At 35.5% G+C, this 12,971-nt stretch carries 11 protein-coding genes; 7 read left to right on the top strand and 4 right to left on the bottom strand.

The genetic code is table 11. The annotated features are described in order from the left end of the window. Positions 1 to 3: 3 nt before the first annotated feature. On the top strand, positions 4 to 1,548 hold the full coding sequence (locus WC623_RS10745; RefSeq protein ID WP_372850814.1) for a serine/threonine protein kinase: 1,545 nt from the start codon (positions 4 to 6) through the stop codon (positions 1,546 to 1,548). Positions 1,549 to 1,617: 69 nt separating this feature from the next. Here the strand turns inward: WC623_RS10745 and WC623_RS10740 are convergent, their stop codons facing one another. Further along, positions 1,618 to 2,052: an Hsp20/alpha crystallin family protein gene (locus tag WC623_RS10740; RefSeq protein WP_372850812.1), complete on the bottom strand. Its 435-nt coding sequence runs from the start codon at positions 2,050 to 2,052 to the stop codon at positions 1,618 to 1,620. Between the two features lie 98 nt (positions 2,053 to 2,150). Here WC623_RS10740 and WC623_RS10735 point away from each other — a divergent pair, with 98 nt between their 5' ends. Beyond that, entirely contained in the window at positions 2,151 to 2,639 is a 489-nt protein-coding gene (locus WC623_RS10735) for an acyl-CoA thioesterase (RefSeq protein ID WP_372850810.1), read from the top strand. On the opposite strand, the gene WC623_RS10730 is transcribed toward WC623_RS10735, so the two are convergent. Further along, complete coding sequence (locus WC623_RS10730; protein ID WP_372850808.1) at positions 2,636 to 3,010, bottom strand: dihydroneopterin aldolase; 375 nt, start codon at positions 3,008 to 3,010, stop codon at positions 2,636 to 2,638. The genes WC623_RS10735 and WC623_RS10730 overlap by 4 nt on opposite strands. A gap of 96 nt (positions 3,011 to 3,106) precedes the next feature. On the opposite strand from WC623_RS10730, the gene WC623_RS10725 reads away from it, so the two are divergent. From WC623_RS10725 to WC623_RS10710, 4 genes are read left to right on the top strand one after another with little or no spacing between them, the layout of a single operon-like run. After that, on the top strand, positions 3,107 to 4,297 hold the full coding sequence (locus WC623_RS10725; RefSeq protein ID WP_372850806.1) for an acyl-CoA dehydrogenase family protein: 1,191 nt from the start codon (positions 3,107 to 3,109) through the stop codon (positions 4,295 to 4,297). 38 nt (positions 4,298 to 4,335) lie between these two features. Continuing rightward, positions 4,336 to 7,017, top strand: coding sequence for a DUF3857 domain-containing protein (locus WC623_RS10720; RefSeq protein ID WP_372850804.1), 2,682 nt, complete (start codon positions 4,336 to 4,338; stop codon positions 7,015 to 7,017). A 4-nt stretch (positions 7,018 to 7,021) separates the two neighbouring features. Beyond that, a complete protein-coding gene (locus tag WC623_RS10715) occupies positions 7,022 to 7,405 on the top strand; it encodes an SRPBCC domain-containing protein (RefSeq protein WP_372850802.1) in 384 nt (127 codons plus the stop codon). Positions 7,406 to 7,445: 40 nt separating this feature from the next. Continuing rightward, entirely contained in the window at positions 7,446 to 8,249 is an 804-nt protein-coding gene (locus WC623_RS10710) for a hypothetical protein (protein ID WP_372850800.1), read from the top strand. A 68-nt stretch (positions 8,250 to 8,317) separates the two neighbouring features. On the opposite strand, the gene lysA is transcribed toward WC623_RS10710, so the two are convergent. Continuing rightward, positions 8,318 to 9,472 (bottom strand): diaminopimelate decarboxylase, encoded by a 1,155-nt coding sequence (gene lysA, locus WC623_RS10705; RefSeq protein WP_372850798.1) that lies wholly within the window; start codon positions 9,470 to 9,472, stop codon positions 8,318 to 8,320. A gap of 191 nt (positions 9,473 to 9,663) precedes the next feature. Continuing rightward, positions 9,664 to 10,977 (bottom strand): aspartate kinase, encoded by a 1,314-nt coding sequence (locus WC623_RS10700; protein ID WP_372850796.1) that lies wholly within the window; start codon positions 10,975 to 10,977, stop codon positions 9,664 to 9,666. Between the two features lie 250 nt (positions 10,978 to 11,227). Between WC623_RS10700 and WC623_RS10695 the strand changes: the two genes are divergently transcribed. After that, positions 11,228 to 12,961, top strand: coding sequence for a phospho-sugar mutase (locus tag WC623_RS10695; RefSeq protein ID WP_372850794.1), 1,734 nt, complete (start codon positions 11,228 to 11,230; stop codon positions 12,959 to 12,961). Positions 12,962 to 12,971 lie beyond the last annotated feature (10 nt).

Raw genomic sequence — 12,971 nt, 5'->3', positions numbered from 1 at the left:
ACAATGAGTAAAGTTTTTACAATAACAGAAGGATTAGAAAATCTTGGTGCTTTAAGTACAGGTGGGCAAGGCTCTGTGTATAAAGGAAAACGTACGGGAACTATTATCACGGCAGTGAAAATTATGCCTACTCCAATACATACCGAAAGTGAAGATGATAAGAACTTCATTAAATTTAAAAATGAAGTAGAGAAACTCAAAAAGGTAAATGAAGTACCTAATCCGAATGTCGTAAAAATTCTAGGTTCAGGCCTCACAGAAAGTGGCTCCTTTCCTTTTATAGAAATGGAATATATTGAAGGGCCGGATTTGGAAAAATTGCTTATGCCTCCTCATGCACCAATATTCACTATACATGAGGTGATTAAATTAGCTGAGCAACTGGCAAATGCCCTTGCACACTGTCATCGCGTTGGCATTAAACATGGCGATATAAAAAGCAATAATGTAAAGTTTAATAACGAAACGGGTAATTATGTATTACTTGACTTCGGATTAGCTATTATGTCTGATGAACAGCGCCGTACCAGTTTACGTCATGCTGGTGCTGTAGAATTTATGGCTCCCGAACAACATGATGGTGAGATGTTCTTTCAGACGGATATTTACAGTTATGGTATCGTACTTTATGAATTACTTGCTGGAACTGTTCCTTTTCCTTTAATCAATAAAAACGAAAGCTCGCGGAATCAGGTGATGTTGTCGCATATGGAAGCTCGGGTCCCTGATCTGCTGAACCTGCGTAGAAACCGCTTACCACAAAGCTGGGATGAGGAGAAAAGAAAAAAAGAAATGCATGTTCCTCAATGGATGCTGGATGTTATTAAGAAATGTTTGGAGAAAAGTCCGGAGAAGAGATATTCCAATGGTGCTGATTTACAGGATGCTATTGTATATCGCGGGGGAGAGTTTATTGCCCCTCTGGAAGTGATATCAAACCCGGCTCCTCCTCCTTTAAAAAATGAAGCTAAACTACAGGTGGAAGATTCAGATGGAATTAGGTTGTCTAAGCCTGTATTTGCAATTATGATCCTTTCTATCATCATATTAGCTATGCTTTCTGCATATGGATTACTATCTCAAGTTGAAGGAATCAATAAACAAGTTGCAATAGATACGGCGCAAACTGTAAAGGTTGATACAACTGAAAGTATTCCCGTAACTCTTGTTGATACGACAACACAAGCACAGCCTGTTACCATTGATACTGCTGCTCAGAAAGCTGAGATTGATAGCTTGAAAAAAGAATATGAAGCGCAAATGGCCGCTGCAGCAAAGAGAGCAGAAGCTGAAGCTAAAGCAAAAGAAGCGGCGGGTACTTTCATTGTTAGTGAAGGAAAAAAATATCAACTTCCTAAGGGAACTGTTTATTTTTATGATGCAGCAAGTACCAGTTCACAAAGAAATGGTGTACTAGGTTTGTGGAATAATGCTAAGTTTAATGTGATTGAGGAAGATAGAGGCTTTATTTATGTTACACATACCAATAAGGACGGACAGGTTACTAAAGGCTGGTTAAATAAGAGCGACCTTAAAGAGGTAAATTAAGAGCTTATATAAAAAAACAGGCCGTATCGATATGATACAGCCTGTAACCTAAAAACCAAATTAACCTTATTATGAAACTTTTATTTCTTTTGTAGCTGATTTAGACTCATCTTTTTTACCTATGGTAATGTTTAAGATGCCGTTTATATATTCAGCTGTTATTTTATCTCCATCTACACTTTCAGGCAAAACAAATGATCTTGCGAAAGAATAATAGTCGAACTCTTTTCTTGTATAATCTTTCTGAGCTTCATCCTCTGTAGTTTTTTTCTCTGCCCAAACAGATAGTGTATCTTTTTTCAGGTTGATTTGAAAATCTTCTTTTGTTAAACCTGGTGCAGCCAACTCAATTTTATAATCAGCCTCTGTTTCTAAGATGTTAACTCCAGGGATTTTATTAACCGTTAAATTTTTATTTAATGCTTCACTAAACAATGAGTCGAATACATTGTTGAAATAAGGTGCAGTGTTCCTGGTTCTGTTGTTAAATTTTACTAGTGTCATGGTTGTTTCTCCTATTTTATGTTTTTTATGATTTACTATTTTTAATATTATAATTTATACTAACCCTATATTCAACTCTTATACCAACCCATTTAATTATGATTTTTAAGACATTATGGCGTGCTAAAAATAAAACAACAGACAAAAAGTCAGTTATCATCAATAACTCCGACAGTTTTAAGTATAAAGCGGAGATAGAAACTCGTTTTGCAGATTTTGATATGATGGGGCATGTAAACAATGCTACATATTTCACTTACCTGGAAATGGCAAGGGCCAAGTACTGGAATTATGCAATAAAGTGGGACTGGAAAAAAACAGGTGTTGTGATTGCCAGTGCTTCTATAGATTATGTTTTACCGATATTGCTCGAAGATAAGATCAGTATAAATGTTCGCACATCAAGAATTGGTAAAAGTAGCTTTGACCTGGAATACCTGATGGTAAAAATGGTTAATGGCAAAGAAGAAGTTTGCGCTACAGGCAAAACCACCTGTGTTGCATTTGATTATCAAAGCAAACGCTCGTTTCCAATTCCAGAGGAAGAAAAGGCACGCATGATCTCTTTCGAGCAATTGGCATGTTAAGCTGACTTATAGCTTAATTGTACAAATGAATGCCCTATTTCGCCAGGCATTGGTGGGTTTAGCTTTCTAATACCAACTGTAGCTGTTGATACAAATGGGTAATTAGCAACCGTCCGATCAATAATGTTTTTAACTACAGTTTCCAGCATTTTTTGAGTGTTGGCCATTTCTTCCAATATGATAGTATTCAATACTTCGTAGTTTACGGTATGTTGTAAATTCTCTGTTTCTCCAAAAGGGATAAACTCGACCACTATGTCTACAAGAAAATAGATGCCAGTTAATTGCTCTTCAGGATAATAACCATGAAGGGCAAAGCATTTAACATCTTTAAGCGCAACGGTTTGTGCATATGTTGGTTTTGACGACATCTTGAACTCTATTTTTCGTTAAGTATTAACTCTCCCTACCGTGAATTGATTACCTTTGGTAAGACAGCTGATTGATCACCAAATATAGCTTAAACAATGAATAAATCTATCAAGAAAGACCTTTACGAAGCTCCAGACTATTATTTATTAGACGAATTATTGTCGGAAGAACACAAGCTGATCCGTTCAACGGCACGTGATTGGGTAAAAATAAACATCAGCCCAATTATTGAAGATTACGCTCAAAGAGCTGAATTCCCTAAACAAGTTATTAAAGGATTGGGTGAAATAGGTGCTTTTGGCCCTACTTTATCAGTAGAATATGGAGGTGCAGGCTTGGATTATATTTCTTATGGCATCTTAATGCAAGAGATAGAACGTGGTGACTCAGGAATTCGTTCTACAGCCTCTGTACAGGGGTCTTTAGTGATGTATCCAATTTTCACCTATGGCAATGAGGAACAAAAAAGAAAATACCTTCCTAAATTGGCGACAGGTGAGTTAATGGGCTGCTTTGGGCTTACTGAACCCGATCATGGCTCTGATCCAGGTGGTATGGTTACTAATATAAAAGATAAAGGAGATCATTATTTATTGAACGGTTCTAAGATGTGGATTTCTAATGCTCCTTTCGCTGATATTGCTGTCGTTTGGGCCAAAGAAGAATCTGGAAAAGTACGGGGGCTCATTGTAGAACGTGGTATGGAAGGATTTACTACACCAGAAACACATCATAAATGGAGCCTGAGAGCTTCGGCAACCGGAGAATTGGTTTTTGATAATGTAAAAATACCTAAAGCTAATATTTTCCCTGATGTAACTGGTTTAAAGGGTCCGCTGGGTTGTTTAAATCAAGCTCGTTATGGCATAGCCTGGGGGGCTTTGGGGGCTGCAATGGACTGTTATGATACAGCACTTCGATATTCAAAAGAAAGGATTCAGTTCGACAAGCCAATAGGTAGTTTTCAATTGCAACAGAAGAAACTGGCAGAAATGATCACTGAGATTACTAAAGCTCAATTGTTAGTATGGAGACTGGGTGTACTTAAAAATGAAAACAGAGCGAGTCCTGAGCAAATATCAATGGCTAAAAGAAACAGTGTTGAGATTGCATTAAATATAGCCAGGAATGCTAGACAAATGCTTGGTGCAATGGGTATTACCGGTGAATACTCTATAATGCGACATATGATGAACCTGGAATCTGTTGTTACGTATGAGGGCACACACGATATCCACCTGTTAATTACAGGTATGGATGTAACTGGAATAAATGCTTTTAAGTAAAAAATTATTAGATTAGCGGTTACCAATCTTTAACCACTATGCTTCTTAAAACGCTCTGGATATCTCTTATCCTATGTCTTGTTATATCTTATTCAGGTCATGGGCAAAATAAAAACTTCAACATTAATAAAGCCAATCCCTCATGGTTACAAAAAGTAGAGCCAAAACAAAAGAGGCCTGCTGATAAGGATATTTCTGACGGATATTTTATCGCATTTTATGGAAATCAAACCCATGCTGAGCTGGAAGAAGATTACACCCATCTGATCAGAGAAATTGTATCTGATGCAGGTGTCCAAAATGGTTCTCAAATTTCAGTAACTTATGACCCGGGCTTTCAACAGCTCATCTTCCATAAGGTTTTGGTATGGCGTAATGGTAAATCGTCTGATCGTTTAAACGCAAGTGCTTTCAAATTCCTTCAATCAGAAAAAGACCTCTCCCGCTTTATCTACAGTGGTACTTTTGATGCACTAATGGTTCTTGATGACGTAAGGAAAGGAGACAGAATAGAGTTTTCCTATACTTTAAAGGGATCTAATCCTATTTATGGAAAGAATTATACCTCCACCATTTATTCTGAAGGTTCAAGTAGCATCGGTCATATTTACATGAATGTTATACTTAACAAATCAAGAAAACTCAATATCAAAAGTTTTAATGCTGATCCTGCTCCTAAAATTACAGAAAAAGACAATTTAAAGGTTTATGAATGGGAAAATACGCTTACTAAAACACATAGAATTACTGATTATGAACCTTCATGGTATAATCCATTAAAGAGAACACAATTAAGTGAATTTTCGAACTGGTCGGAAGTCGTCGACTGGGGGCTTTCTGTAAGTGACTATCCAAATCTTAAAACACCTTTGTTGGACAAGAAAGTAAAAGAACTTAAAGCTCAGTCCAGAAATATAAAGGATTACATTAAACTAGCAACCAGATTTGTACAGGATGAAATTAGGTATATGGGCATAGAGATAGGTGTTTACTCGCACCGGCCAAATTCTCCTGAAAAGATTTTACAACAAAGGTATGGCGATTGTAAAGATAAGTCTTTGCTATTGGTTAAAATTCTTCAGGCAAATGGTATCAATGCTTATTTGACTTATGCTGATAGCTATGGAAGTACTTATAAAAATGATTATTTACCTAGCCCATTTATATTTAATCATGTCATTGTAGCAATTGATTATAACAATTACAGAACATGGGTAGATCCTACCATAGGTTATCAGCGTGGAGGCTTTGATGATTTTTATGCACCAAACTATGGTAATGTATTGGTTCTTAAGAAAGGCGTGAATGCCTTGGAAATGATTGAGAGTAAACCTATAGGTAAATTAATCTCAGAGATGAGATTTAAAATGGCAGATACGGCTTCTGGAGCAAAAACAACATTACAAGTTCATAGTGTTTACACCAGTAATTATGCGGATGATATGCGTTCCGAAATTGCAGGATCTGGGACTGATGATTTACAAAAAAGGTTTTTAGAGTATTTTACTAAAATGTATCCTGAGATTGAAGTAAAAGACAATTTAGTTGTAAAGGATGATGAGGATAGTAATACATTGGAAATAACAGAGTCCTATGAAATCAGCGACATCTGGACAGAGGGCAATAAGCCGGATATTAAACATGCATTTTTTTATGGTGACTTAGTTAGCACAGAACTAAGAACGATAAAAGGTAAAAAACGAATTCCTCCGATTGCTTTAAAACATGCAGTAAATATTGAGCAAAACATTACTGTATTATTGCCTTATGCTATACCTATTATGCAGGATAATTTTCATATAGATAGAGATGGTTATTTCTTTGACGTCTACATGAATCAAGTTGATTCCACAATAAAATTCAACTACACTTATAGAAATGCAACAGATCATATTCCAGAAAATAAAATTCAGGAATACATAGCTGATGTTAAGAAAATTGATGAACACCTTACTTATACCGTCAATTATAGTGTAAGTTCCTCATCAACGGCCGGTCTGAGTTTTTATATGATTTTTCCATACCTACTTACATTAGTTGCTGCCGGATTTTTATTTAGTAGATTGTATTTTAAACAGAGCGCATTTGACATAGTACAAATATCTGATGCAATTCCAATTGGAGGCTGGCTTACTGTTGTCGCCATCAGAATAATTATACTTCCTATAAATCAACTTGTTAAGCCTTTTTCATTTGATCTATTCAGCAATCAGCTTTGGCAGAATCTGGGAGGAGTCAATACTAGTATTAATGAAATAGCTTTAAAAGCATGTTTCATACTTGAAATAACTCTTTATGCTGCCATATTTGCTTATAGTGTTTTTTGTCTGATCTTGTTCTTCCAGAAGAGAAAAGAATTACCTGGGCATTACATTAAGTTTTCCATATTTGGTATAATCTTTTTAATATACGATGCATCCCTATCTGCATACGTACAAATGGTTAGTGATAGAGATCCAATAACTTTAACTGATATGTCCAGATTAATAGGATCAATAACTGCTAATCTTATTTTTATCTGGTATTTTTTAAAATCTAACCGTGTTAAGCAGACATTTGTATATACTTATCCTAAATTTGAATGGAAATCTGCTTTGGATCGATATTTCGAAGAATTATCCTTTAAAAAGGAGACTCCTGTAGAAACATTACAAACAGAAATTAAAACTGAGTATGAAGAAACTGGGGAAATAAACCCCGTAAGTGAAAAGGAAAATTAACATTATGAAAACTTTTAAAAAATATTATCAGATCCCGGCTTCTCCGGAAGAGGTATACCTGGCGTTAACGAAAGAGCAAAGTATCCAGCTTTGGACAGGTGCCGAAGTGGAATTTACAGAGGAACCAGGTACCGAATTCTCATTGTGGGATGGTGATATTACAGGTAAAAACCTGGAATTTGATTACGGAAAAAGAATAGTGCAACAATGGTATTTTGGAGAAGATAATGAGCCTTCAATCGTAACCATTAAACTTCATGAAGATAAAAAAGGCACTTCATTAGAATTTGTGCAAACCAATATACCAGAGGGAGACTTTGAAGATTTCACAGAAGGAATTGATGAGTATTATTTGGGCGGTTTACTCGATTTCTTTGAAGATCAATAATTTATTAAATAACTTTTTAAACATCTATTAAGTTCTTAAAATGAAAAGACAGATTTTGTCATTATTACTCTTTCCAATATTAAGTTTATATTCCTGTAGTCGATCTTATCTATCACCTGCCATATCTGGAAATAACATTAGCTATATGGCTAAACCAATGGCCGACAGTGACAAACGCTCAAAAACCTACATTACAGGCACTTTTGCAGGTTCATCTTCTCCTGGAAACGCTGTTAGCTTTGGCGCAGGTATATTAAATATACATCGGGCACACACCTATGAATCATTTAACTTCGCATATGGTGCTTTCGGATATCTAGGTCAAGCTCAACATAACATACAAGAAGTGACGACAAATGAAAACAAAAACTACCTTCCTTCATTTGATAAAAATGTAAGTGGACTAGGTTTAAAAACAAGTATTGGTTACCAGGTATTGTCTAGCAACGGAAATGTGAATTTCAGGGTTATCAACTGGGAAAATGCATTTAGCAGGGAAATGGGCAGCTATGCCGATTTTAGAAAACTACAACATGGAACTGGAAATTATACTGACTCCTATATTTCCGACAAAGTAAATATATGGACTACCGGCTTATCCTCAGAACTTATTTTTCATGGCAGAAAGAATAAAGAAATTCAGCATGCTTTTCGCTTATTCCTTGGCACCACTCCTGGCCTTGCTAAAAGTTTTGACCGTGATCGTGATGCGTACGATTTTACAAACAATTCAACAGCATGGTCTTTTAATTACCATTTGAATGTACATAACTTTTCTTTTGGTTATGAAATCTCAGAAAACATAAATGTGTCAAGCAAATTCTCATTAGGTTATTCCTTCTGATAAACAAATGCTGAAACAAAAAGTCCCGTAACATCATCAGTTACGGGACTTTTTGTTTTTAAATAAATCTAAGCCTCTTCGCTATAAAAAGACCTGATTTCATCACGAAGGTTATATTTAGAAGCCATCACCTCACCATAAGCTCCAGCACTTCTAATAGCGTATAGGTCGCCTCTAAAAGTTTCTGGTTGCTCTACCTCTTTTCCAAAGCAGTCAGTACTCTCACAGATAGGTCCAACGATATCGTACTTTAATGCAACTTCATTACCACGACTTAAGTTTTCGATCTTATGATAGGCTTGATACAAAGCCGGACGCATCAATTCAGTCATACCTGCATCTAAAACAACAAAGTTTTTCTTTTTGCCATTCTTTACATATAATACTTTACTAATTAGCGATGCTGATTGTCCAACCAAGGCTCTGCCAAGTTCAAAATGAACTTCCTGACCAGGTTTTATATCTAAAAACTCAGAAAATATCTTAAAATAGCTGCTGAAATCTGGGATTTGCTCATCTGGATTATGGTAATCGATTCCTAAACCTCCACCAACATTCAAAACCTTAACTGTAAAACCTCTTTCTTCAAACCATAACGCAAATTCATTTACACGTACACATAGGTTTTTATATACATCCAGATTAGTAATCTGCGAACCAATGTGAAAGTGAATGCCAATAAAATCGATATGCGATGAAGCTCTCAAAGTATCAGCACACTGTGGTAAATCCCATGAATTAACTCCGAATTTATTTTCGTCTAAGCCTGTAGTGATGTTATGATGTGTATGCGCATCAACGTTAGGATTGATACGAATTGCCACTCTTGCTTTCTTATCTTTTTTTGCAGCTAATTCATTAATCACTTCTAGTTCCTGAACAGACTCAACATTAAAGCAGAAAATATTCTGATCAAGTGCAAGGTTAATCTCTTTATCTGATTTCCCTACACCAGCAAAAACTATCTGCCCGCTATCAAATCCCGCTTCAACAGCTCTGTTTACTTCACCTCCACTTACACAATCGGCACCAAAACCAACAGCTTTAATGCAGCCCAAAACTTTCGGGTTAAAATTTGCTTTCATGGCATAGTGAACATGAAAATTGTATAACTTAGCCGCGTCTGCGCAAGTGTTTAAAGTGCTTTGCAACAGATTCAGATCGTAATAATAGAAAGGTGTTTCTAAGTTTGCGAATCGTGATATATCTTTATTAGAAAACATAATGTTTAAATATCTTGTTATATTTTTTGTAATTATAATTGGCCTAATTTACGTAGGCAACAAAATTGATCTTCGAAATCAGAAGATCAGCAAAAAAGAGTATGATAGAAGACTAAGAATCTTTTTCATACTCATTTTTGTTTTTATTGGTATCCTTGTATGGATAAAAAGAAGATAGTAAAACCTAATTTTTATTCAAATAACCTATTGTGTAAACTTCTTAAAGCTTCAGTTTTATCTGCAGTATTAATTAGCAATGAGATGTTATAATTACTTCCACCATAAGAAATCATTCTCACTGGTAAATGCTTCATTGCATCCAATACTCTTGATGCATAACCATGCTTTTCTGCACTAAAATCACCAACTACACATACGATAGACTGATCATTATCAATTTCTACAGTTCCAAAAGCATGTAACTCCTCAACAATCTTATCCAGGTTATCTGTATAGTCAATGGTTAAAGAAACAGCTACCTCTGAAGTCGTGATCATATCGATCGGAGTTTTATATCTTTCAAATATTTCAAAAACCCTTCTCAAGAAACCATAAGCCAGTAACATGCGGCTAGATTGGATTTTAATCGCAGTAATACCATCTTTAGCAGCAATAGATTTGATTTTGCCCTTTTCACTTGCAGTAGAAATTAAAGTTCCTGCAGCATTTGGCTCCATTGTGTTTAACAATCGAACTGGAATTTTATATTTCTGTGCAGGAAATACTGATTGCGGATGCAAGATTTTTGCGCCGAAATATGCTAATTCAGCAGCTTCATCAAATGACAGGTGAGAAATTGGTTTGGTACCTTTAACAATTCTTGGATCATTATTATGCATACCATCGATATCAGTCCAGATCTGAACTTCTTCGGCTGAAATTGCGGCACCTATTAATGATGCAGTATAATCACTTCCGCCACGACGCAGGTTATCTACTTCACCAAAGCTGTTTCTACAAATAAACCCCTGTGTAATAAAGATTTTATTGTCTTTATGCTGATCCAGGATCGGTTGCAAGTGCTTTGTAGTAAAAGGAACATCCGGCTCATTATCTTCATCCATCTTCATGAAATCCAATGCAGGTAATAATACCGAAGGCACACCAATTGATCTCAGATAAATATGATACAATGTAGTAGATAACAATTCACCTTGTGCTAAAACAATTTTTTCCTCTATTGGTGTAAAAATATCATTAGCTAAAGTACTTAAAAAGTTAAAGTGATAATCTACTACTTCTTGACCTTGATCGCGACAATCACCTTCTGCTAAAAGTTCAATTACAAATTCATTATATTTTTGATGCAATGCGTTAATTAAATCTAACGCAACCTGTTTATCTTCCTTTAAAAGTTTGGCTGAAATTTCTACTAAGCTATTGGTTGTACCAGACACGGCCGATAACACCACTATTTGTTGTTCTGCAGGATTTATGATATCCAACAATTTTTTCATACGCTCAGGGCTTCCTACCGAAGTGCCTCCAAACTTTAATATTTTCATAATTCTTTAATTGTTTTTAATGGTCATGAAACTTATTTGTGCCGATCATAATTGATAGGATACTTGCCAAACAATTTCATTTGGTTTATTTAATTTTTAATGGTTCAAAGCTGTATAAATAGCTATATTTATTTGCTACAAGTATTTTATTTTTAGCCAAAATGGTTATATACTTGTAATTGGGCGTGAATTTAAAGAAATCATGCTTAATAACAGCAAAATAGACAAAATAAAATTTGGAAGGAAATATATGCAATTAGAACAGGCTACCTTAAATACCATCAACGAATGGCTAAATGGCAATTACGATGATACAACTAAAAATGAGATACAAAGTCTTTTAAATCAGGAGGCTTACACCGAACTTACAGATTCTTTTTATAGAGACCTGGAATTTGGAACTGGAGGTTTACGAGGGATAATGGGACCTGGATCTAACAGAATAAATAAATATACAATAGGTACAGCTACACAAGGACTGGCTAATTATCTAAATAAAAAATATCCTGGCGAAAAAATAAAGGTAGCAATTGCGCATGATAGTCGGAACAATTCTGATTATTTCGCAAAGATTACTGCTGATGTATTTTCGGCAAATGGTATACACGTCTATTTCTTTTCTGCATTAAGACCAACACCTGAATTGTCTTTCGCTATTCGTAACCTGGGCTGTAAAAGCGGAGTTATGCTTACCGCTTCTCATAATCCAAAAGAATACAACGGATACAAAGCTTATGGTGCTGATGGTGGACAATTTACTGCTCCTGATGATAAGCTGGTTATGGATGAGGTAGCAAGAATTAAAACTATTGATGAAGTTAAATTTGAAAGTATAGCTGCAAATATTGAACAAATTGCTGAAGATATTGATCAACTATACCTGGATAAAATCACCGCTTTATCTGTTTCTCCTGAAGCTATTGCCCGTCAGAAGGACCTGAAAATTGTATTCTCTCCTATTCATGGAACCGGAATCACACTTGTACCTAAAGCTTTAGAGCAGTTTGGATTTACCAATTTAACGGTAGTTGAAGAGCAAAGTAAGCCAGATGGTAATTTTCCAACAGTTGTTTATCCTAATCCTGAAGAAAAAGAAGCATTAACACTTGCCTTGAAAAAAGCACGTGAAATTGATGCTGACCTTGTTATGGCTACAGATCCTGATGCAGACCGTGTAGGAATTGCAGTTAAAAATCATGATGGGGAGTTTGTATTATTGAATGGAAACCAAACAGGTTCACTCCTTATTAATTACGTGCTTACGGCATGGCAGGAAAAGGGTAAATTAACAGGGAATGAGTATATCGTTAAAACCATTGTTACTTCAAATCTAATTGAAGCAATTGCCAATGCTAAAAATGTAACCTATTATAATACTTTAACTGGTTTTAAATGGATTGGTCAGATTATGACTCAATTGGAAGGCAAAAGTACTTTTATAGTTGGAGGTGAAGAAAGTTACGGTTACCTGGTTGGCGATTTAGTAAGAGATAAAGATGCTATCGTTTCCTGCGCATTTATTGCGGAGATGACTGCCTTTTATAAAGATAAAGGAAGTAGCCTTTATGATGCTTTATTAAATATGTATGTAGAGTACGGCTTGTATAAAGAAGAATTAGTTTCTATCACTAAAAAAGGAAAAACAGGTGCCGAAGATATTAAGGCGATGATGGAAAAATTCAGAAACAACCCTCCTGCTACTTTGGGCGGTTCGAAGATTGATACCTTAAAGGATTATGAACTTGGCGTACAAACAGATTTAAGAACTGGGGTAAAATCAAAATTAGAATTACCAAAGTCCGATGTCTTGCAATTTATTACTGCAGATGGCAGTATTGTATCTGCGCGCCCATCAGGAACAGAACCTAAGATTAAGTTCTATTGCAGTGTAAATGCACCATTAAATAATAAGGCTGACTTTAAAGCTGTTGATGCCAAACTTGGCGATAAAATTAAAGCGGTAATGAATGATCTTGAGGTTTAATAAACCCAAG

Origin of the sequence: Pedobacter sp. (genome assembly GCF_041645105.1) — a bacterium.
In the GTDB taxonomy this organism is placed as follows: domain Bacteria; phylum Bacteroidota; class Bacteroidia; order Sphingobacteriales; family Sphingobacteriaceae; genus Pedobacter.
Note: the sequence above shows the minus strand (reverse complement) of the source record. Positions and strands in the feature narration are given on the sequence as shown.

Bases quoted from the DNA above. Each gene is read 5' to 3' on its own strand.
- WC623_RS10720 (WP_372850804.1), top strand. From the start codon at position 4,336: ATGCTTCTTAAAACGCTCTGGATATCTCTTATCCTATGTCTTGTTATA.
- WC623_RS10695 (WP_372850794.1), top strand. From the start codon at position 11,228: ATGCAATTAGAACAGGCTACCTTAAATACCATCAACGAATGGCTAAAT.
- WC623_RS10730 (WP_372850808.1), bottom strand. From the start codon at position 3,010: ATGTCGTCAAAACCAACATATGCACAAACCGTTGCGCTTAAAGATGTT.
- WC623_RS10700 (WP_372850796.1), bottom strand. From the start codon at position 10,977: ATGAAAATATTAAAGTTTGGAGGCACTTCGGTAGGAAGCCCTGAGCGT.
- WC623_RS10715 (WP_372850802.1), top strand. From the start codon at position 7,022: ATGAAAACTTTTAAAAAATATTATCAGATCCCGGCTTCTCCGGAAGAG.
- WC623_RS10735 (WP_372850810.1), top strand. From the start codon at position 2,151: ATGATTTTTAAGACATTATGGCGTGCTAAAAATAAAACAACAGACAAA.
- WC623_RS10725 (WP_372850806.1), top strand. From the start codon at position 3,107: ATGAATAAATCTATCAAGAAAGACCTTTACGAAGCTCCAGACTATTAT.
- lysA (WP_372850798.1), bottom strand. From the start codon at position 9,472: ATGTTTTCTAATAAAGATATATCACGATTCGCAAACTTAGAAACACCT.
- WC623_RS10745 (WP_372850814.1), top strand. From the start codon at position 4: ATGAGTAAAGTTTTTACAATAACAGAAGGATTAGAAAATCTTGGTGCT.
- WC623_RS10740 (WP_372850812.1), bottom strand. From the start codon at position 2,052: ATGACACTAGTAAAATTTAACAACAGAACCAGGAACACTGCACCTTAT.
- WC623_RS10710 (WP_372850800.1), top strand. From the start codon at position 7,446: ATGAAAAGACAGATTTTGTCATTATTACTCTTTCCAATATTAAGTTTA.